Source organism: Spongiactinospora sp. 9N601, from assembly GCF_044326295.1.
Lineage (GTDB): Bacteria > Actinomycetota > Actinomycetes > Streptosporangiales > Streptosporangiaceae > Spongiactinospora > Spongiactinospora gelatinilytica.
The window spans coordinates 206,687-212,686 of sequence record NZ_JBIRBB010000016.1 but is presented as its reverse complement, the minus strand read 5'-3'; the positions used below and the strand labels follow the sequence as shown (position 1 = coordinate 212,686).

Annotated in this window: 5 protein-coding genes; 1 reads left to right on the top strand and 4 read right to left on the bottom strand. The window is 65.5% G+C overall.

Going from position 1 to position 6,000, the window contains the following annotated elements:
• Nucleotides 1–587: 587 nt before the first annotated feature.
• Nucleotides 588–1,073 carry a hypothetical protein gene (locus ACH34R_RS33405; protein ID WP_397565545.1) on the top strand — a complete coding sequence of 162 codons (486 nt, stop codon included), beginning with the start codon at nt 588–590 and terminating at the stop codon, nt 1,071–1,073.
• Here ACH34R_RS33405 and ACH34R_RS33400 read toward each other — a convergent pair whose 3' ends face one another.
• The 4 genes from ACH34R_RS33400 to ACH34R_RS33385 all read right to left on the bottom strand — a co-directional run bounded on the left by ACH34R_RS33400 (nt 1,074) and on the right by ACH34R_RS33385 (nt 5,927).
• Complete coding sequence (locus ACH34R_RS33400) at nt 1,074–2,180, bottom strand: hypothetical protein (RefSeq protein WP_397565544.1); 1,107 nt, start codon at nt 2,178–2,180, stop codon at nt 1,074–1,076.
• 98 nt (nt 2,181–2,278) lie between these two features.
• Complete coding sequence (locus ACH34R_RS33395) at nt 2,279–2,536, bottom strand: hypothetical protein (protein WP_397565543.1); 258 nt, start codon at nt 2,534–2,536, stop codon at nt 2,279–2,281.
• On the bottom strand, nt 2,533–5,181 hold the full coding sequence (locus tag ACH34R_RS33390; RefSeq protein ID WP_397565542.1) for an SUMF1/EgtB/PvdO family nonheme iron enzyme: 2,649 nt from the start codon (nt 5,179–5,181) through the stop codon (nt 2,533–2,535). The genes ACH34R_RS33395 and ACH34R_RS33390 overlap by 4 nt, the downstream gene beginning before the upstream one ends.
• A complete protein-coding gene (locus ACH34R_RS33385; RefSeq protein WP_397565541.1) occupies nt 5,178–5,927 on the bottom strand; it encodes a class I SAM-dependent methyltransferase in 750 nt (249 codons plus the stop codon). Before ACH34R_RS33385 ends, ACH34R_RS33390 begins: the two co-directional genes overlap by 4 nt.
• Nucleotides 5,928–6,000: the final 73 nt, after the last annotated feature.

Genomic DNA, 6,000 nt, shown 5'->3' with positions numbered 1-6,000 from the left:
CTGGCCATCGGCCTGGTCCGCCTGATCGGCTGGACCAACATCGCCGCCGCCACCGATCACTACCGCAGCCACCCAATGGACGGCCTACAGCTACTCGGTCTTACAACCTGAGAACGCTTCGGCCCTGCGTTACGACACCGCCTGAAACCGCCCTTCCAACCCATCCCGCCCCCGGCGGGACCCACCCAATCGCCCTCGCTCCGCTCGGCCTGTTCCTTCTCCGCCGGGCTTCGCCCCACGCTACTGTATCGCTACCGGCCAATTCTGGAACTCCTGGTATTTCCCAAGGCGAAACATGCTTCCTCCGCAAGGCGGGATCACCGGGTACCGTTGCCGTTGAACCCACTTCCTCAGGATGCTGCGAAACCTGACCATATCCGTGGCGCAAACCACTAGCAATCGGCGAAGCCATTCTATGCTCGGCAGTACGGTTTCCATCGTGCCCGTACCCGAAATCATCCCCATCGCCCGCAAGCCCGGCTACCACACCGACACAATAAACCCTTTTTAACCGGCCGCTTGGACCAGGTCAAAGGCATCTCCATTGGGCTCGTGCCGGGTCTGGTGCTCCGGCAGGACGCCTGGTCATGCGGCTACCGCATCTCGTTTTTTCCGCCGACCACTACGCCGACGGCCAGTTCCTCGCTTCGATCACCTACACCTTCCGCGAGAAGTTCAACGAGCTGGTAACGGCCTCCGGCAACTGGAGGACCACAAGCGCCTATATGTCGTACCCCACCGATTCGACTTCGCGGGCCGGTACGTCGAGTCCGACATCTGGTGCACCGGAACCTGGCGGGAACAAGCAACAACGCCCCCACGCCACCAACTCGGCCGTCGCCCGCGCACAGGCCCGAATGGACGGACTCCTCGACAAGCCGCCCCAGCGGAAATACTGCGGTATCGCCATCCGACCATTTCAGCTCGTATTTGACGGCGTACTCTTCAGCCTGCTCCTCGAACAAGGACACAGCGGCCAAGAAGACGAATACGACTGGGCAGAGCGCTCGGATTCGGCGGGCCCTGGGACGGTCTGTACTCCACCTGAATCCGAGGGCACCATCGGGCTTTGATCACTGGGTGAGGCGGCGGCGAAGGGCGCGGATGGCCAGGCGGGCGGAGCGGGTGCGCAGCAGCAGAGCGGTCAGGAGCAGGCAGGCCAATGACACCGTGGTGATCAGCCACAGGTCGTCGGTCTCCAAGACCTGCAGCAGGGCGAGCGCGATGCCTACCGGCACGGTGAGGAGGGTGAACACCACCACTGTGGCGTTGACGCTACGGCTCTCGTCGTCGCGGGCGAGGCGGTTGAAGTCGCTGATCTCCGTCAGGATCTGGTCGAAGCGATCACGGAGCGCATGTTCGCGCTGATAGGCACTGAGCAGCCGGTTCGGTATGCCGTGCGGGGTCAGGTGCTGGGCCCATAGTTGGTGGCGGAAGGAGCTCACATCTCGTTCCAGAGCGGCCATCGTGGCGGCCATGGAGGAATCCAGCGCCGCCATCATCCGCTCCTCCAACGCGGTCAGCGCCTGCTCTTGAAGGAGGCCGAGAAGTACGGCATCGAGATAGATCGACCGCACATAGACCGCGGCATAACCGAAGAAGGGGTCTTCATGTCCCTGGTCGGGGCGAAGCCCGACCATCGCCGCGCCGTCGCGCAGGACGATCGCCTGCCAGTCCACCGACAGGCGGATGATGTCACTGTCGGCGGGTTCGAGGTTCTTCGGGTCGGGCGGGTAGTCCACCAGGCTGGTCCGTGAGGCCATGGACCACAACCACTGGCTGGCGACCGGCCAACGCCGGTACCGCATCGAGCGGTACAGCCGGGGCAGCCCGCCCTTACCGTGCGTGGCGAAGGAAACGGTGTACGGCCGGGTGTCAGGCTCCACCTTGGCCTGGCCGTCCACAAGCGTCTGCGGGTCGAACGGGACCGGGGCGGCGTCGCGGCGTCCGGCCAGGGATCTCAGTAGTTCGATCGGCGTACCGCGGAGGCACCGCAGGTGGACGGCGACCAGGCCGTGTCCCTCGTTCATGCGCAAAGCTTCGACGCCCAGAATCTCGATGTCCCCGATGCGCCGGCGAGCGGAGTCGTGCCAGCGGCGCGGCGTGTCGGCGGTGCCGTACAGGGTACGGGCGGCCTTGGCGCGGTAGTAATCGCTCCGCGCGGCGGCGGTGGAGCTCATGCTGCGATGCCGCAGGACCAGAGGGCCTTCGGCCCAGGTGGGTGCCGTAGGGAAGTGAGCCTGGTAGACGGCGATGAGGCAGTGCCGTGCCAGGCCGGTCACCGGTAGTAGTCCTCGATGTCCGGCAGGTCAAGGCGGATGACGTAGGCGGCGCGTTCCGGATCGTCGGCGGGCACGGTGAAGCGGACGCGTTCGCCGGTCCGGATGGTGCGAAACCCTTCGGTCACGATGTCGGCGTACATGAAGCTGTGCCTGATCCCGGTCTCGGCGTCCTCCACGACGTAGGTGCCCAGGCGGCCGGTACTGCCGCTGCCGTACGGCATGCGATCGACGATGCGGCCGAATCGCTGGCTCATCGCACCTCCTCCACACAGCGGAACCCCACCGCGTTGCTGCTGATCCGTCTGCGGGCCAGTCCCTTGGACGAGGTCTGCAGCGCGCGGAAGGGATTGTCATAGGAGCCGCCGCAGATGACGACCTCGCCGAGGTCGTCAAGCACGGTAGAGGTGATCTCCCACACGTTGCCGGCCATCTCCCTGATGCCGTAGGGGGAGACGTTGCCGGGATGGTCGTCGACCGGGCCGGGCATGGCCCGCCCCAGCCGGCCGCCGTCGAGCTCTTCCCGCCACGTCTCGTAGGTGATCAGCGGTCGGCCGCTCCAGGAATCGGCGCAGTTGACGATGCCCAGGTCGATGTCGTCACCCCAGGGGAACAACCGGCCGTCAGTGCCGCGCGCGGCGGCCTCCCACTCGGTGGAGGTGGGCAGCCGCTTGCCATCGAAGGCGGCGAACGCGTACGCGCTCCAGGAACTGACACAGATCGCCGGATGATTCGCATACGCAGGGTCGGTGTAGTAGCCGGGCACGCGCAGGCGTTCCAGCCAGGGCTCGTGTGTGATGCCGTTGGGCATGTCCGGGTGGTCCCACTGCTGAGAGCCGCCCTGCCGTACGGCGTCCAGGAACCGGTTGTACCGCTCGACCGTGACCAGGAACCGGTCGAACCGCACCGGACGCTCGATCCTGCGGAGCATCAGGTGGTGGCTCGGCCCGACCAGATAGGTGCCGGTGGGCAGCACGCAGTCGTCATTGATCGCCGACGCCTGCGAACGGCGGAACAGGAACTCACGGACCTGCTCGGTCAGCCGGGGCGGGACGGCACCGGCGAGTGCCGCCTCCCGGTTGGACGGCAGGCGGAGGTGGTCGGCGGCCATGAGCTCCTGGTACGCGCTGTGGGCGAAGGCGACGCTGGAGGCATCGGCGGGACGGAACAGCGGGCGCAGCCGGAATGCGTCGTAGCTCAGCCGCCCACGGTCGAACACTTCGATGCCCAGGTGGTTGACGATGTCGATGAAGCCGAAGGTGGCCTGGTCGCGTAGGAACGCCGCGCCGAAGTAGCCGACGATCGCGGGCAGTCTATGGCTCAGCCCGGCCTCGGCAACGGTCTGCTCGATGTGTTTCCAGGCCAGTTCGGCGAGGTGCGGAGCCTGTTCGGCTCCGGGTACGAGCCGGTGGGATAGGCGTCGTTGCAGCGGTGTCGTATTGGAAGGGTCGTCGTGCAGCCGCAACGCCGAGAAGCGGGGCACCTGCAGCGGGTTCACCCCCTGGGCGTGGAGCTGCTGGACGAGCTTCTCCGACACCAGCGCCGTGCCGTCCAGCAGGCGCCGCACCTGCGGGGTGTCTTCCAGGAACGAAACCCGAGAGGTGGTGACGACGGCCGATTCGGCCGAGAGTACCTGGGCGAGCTCGGTGAACAGCTCCAGGAAACCCGCCTGGGTCATGGACGGTACCGCCTCGTCGATGCCGTCCAGCGCGCACAGCACCGACCCCGAGCGGGCGAAATAGTGGAACACATCGAACACGTGGGTGTTCTCCACCGACATGTACGGCGCGAGCGTGCGCGTCACGAAGTCGCGGAAGTCCTCATCACGCCGTTTGAGACTCATGTCGAAGTAGAAGCGGTACCGCCGTCCGGTCGCCGCCGCCGAACGGGCGACAAGCTGCTTCAGCAGCGTCGTCTTGCCGGTGCCGGACCGGCCGACGATCAGCAGGTTCCCGCCCGCGGTCGCCACCTCGTCCAGTAACCGGTCGGCGGCGCCCACCCGGATGATCTTTTGCTCACCGGTCTGATCGTCTGTGGTGAGCAGGTCGCCGGAAACGGTGATCTGCTCGGCGTCCGACGGCGTCGGGTAGGCGCCGGCGACGTCGGCCAGGTGCCGATCAAGGTCGACAAAGGCATCCATGAACCGCTCGTACGTCACCACCCGGAAGTCCTCGCCCAGTGGCCCCGGCCGCTGCATGGTGCCGTTCTGCTCCAGGATCAGGAAGCGGGTGAGCTTGGGAAGCCGGGTCTGCAGTAACTCGCCGCCGGTGGCGTCGAAGACCTGGATGACATCATCGACGCTCTTGCTGAGCAGCAGCTCAATGTACTCACTCCGCAGCCCGCGTTCCCGGAAGAAGAGCTGGTAGAGCGTGTTGCGCGACAGCTCGAAGCGCTTGACCGGCTTGAAGTCCAGGGTCAGGTACAGTCCTGCGAGGAACTCCGCCTTGGCCGCGACATCCGGCGCGAGCTTGGGCACATCCCCGCTGAGAATGCCGCTCCCGGTACTGCTGAACCACGCCAGTACATCCAGCAGCCGCCGTACCGCCGTCAGCCCGTCTTCGTCGGCGATCTCGTACCCGTCGTGGGTGGATCGGTTGCGCAATCGCTGGATGTCCCGGAACGCGTCCACGACATTGCTACTTCGGATGTACGGCGAAGCGCCCTTGATCAGCTCGTTCAGCGCCCTGCTTCCGGGGTCGCCCGGAACATTGTGGTGCCGCCAGAGTTGCTTGAGAATCCGCTCGGCGATCTTCCCCACGAGAGCGATCGCGTTCTCCGGGTAGCCGTCGCCGATGGACTTGATCGGCCGCTCCAGGTCCAGCCCCAGATGCCGGGCCACGCGGGAGTGGTCGTCCAACTCGTTGCGGAGCTGGTGCAGGCGGCCGTCGAATTCCACGCTCATGGGGCCGTTCCCAGCACGAAAGCGAACCGATCGGTGAAACGCACTTCAGGGCCTGGATGACGGGCGAGGATCTCCTGGACGCCCTGCTCCAATTCGGCATCGTTGAAGCTGGACAGCAGTGACATGTATCGACTGCGGACCATATCGATGTAGCGCTCACGATCGAACGCGAGCGGGAACCCTTCGCAGGTGACCTCGGCACGTAGACCGGCACCGGTCATGGCCTCGGCGATGTGTTCGGGGTCTGGCTGGCGTTGCTGGAAGAGCCTCAGCGCCGCGTCGAACAGCGGATAGTCGATCATCGTGGGCAGCATCACCACGAGAATTCGTGCCCCCGGTCGTAATAGGCGGGCCAGACCGGCGAGAATGCGGGCGGGGTCGTCGAGGTGGTGGACGACCTCCTTGAGCAGGATGGCGTCGTATGCCTCGTGCGGAAGTCGTATTTTTGCATCGACGATTTCCTCGGCTCCCGCGTGTAGGGGGGCAAGCCGCGCGTCGGAGGGCAATTGCGCCAGCATGCCACTGGAGGGATCGGCACAGACGACCATGGCGGCGTGTTGGGCCATACCCCGCGAGTACAGGCCGGTACCACCGCCGAGATCCAAGACCGTGTCGGTGGGGCGCAGGTTGAGCCGGTCGACGATCGTGCCGGTCATCCACGCGATGAAATCCGGACTATATGCCCAATTCTCATCAAAGCTGGTCGCAAGCCGGTCATAGTGTGCCCGCGTGACATCACTGCGCACGTTACCTCCACACCACGGCACCAGGGCATCCTCAGCATCTGACGGGGTTCGATCATAGTCAAGAAAGGGTCAC